This is a genomic window from Bacillus sp. LR--39, from assembly GCF_053613335.1.
Genome location: NZ_JBSIOT010001084.1, coordinates 1 through 636 on the forward strand (window position 1 = coordinate 1; position 636 = coordinate 636).

General features: G+C 50.0%; 1 pseudogene. It reads left to right on the top strand.

The annotated features are described in order from the left end of the window. Positions 1-636, top strand: a pseudogene (locus ACWHAR_RS28590) (exonuclease subunit SbcC); the annotation flags it as partial.

Below are 636 nucleotides of genomic sequence, written 5' to 3' on the forward strand. Positions count from 1 at the left end.
AAGCCAATGCGAGAAAAAATGAAATGCTTGCTGAACAGTCCGGTCTCGGTGAGGCGAGCTCAGAGGCAGTTGAGCAGGCTGAAAAGGCTCTCGAACAAGCTGAAGCCCGGCTGGAAGCGATGAGGAAGAACCGTGATCAGGCGAGAGAGCGGTTTACAGAGCATCAGGAGATATGGAATGTTCAAAAGGAAAAATCCGCTTATGAAGCAGAGGAAAAACGTCTCGCAGAAGAACAGCCGCATATAGACAGCATGCAAAAACGCCTGCTGGAAGCAGAAACAGCAGCAGCCCTTAAGCCCTATGCGGACCGGTACGCAGAAGCGATCCAGCATGAGGAGCAAGCTGAAAAGGAACAAACGCTAGCCCAAAAGGATTTAGCAGACCGGACAGCTTTCTTTCAGCAAAAACATGAAGAGTATGAAGCGTGGCGCCAGCATAAAAGCGAGAAAGAGCCTGAGCTTTTAACCAAACAGGAACAGCTTTCCCGCTTGCAGGAAATCGAAATCAAACTGAGTGAGGCCAAGCAAGAGGAAGAGCGCAAAAAGGCTGACCTCCGGCAGAAAGAAGAGGCTCTTCAATCTGTCATGAATGAATTGGAGACGGTAACAGACCGCCTGACACGAGGGCAAAACAGAC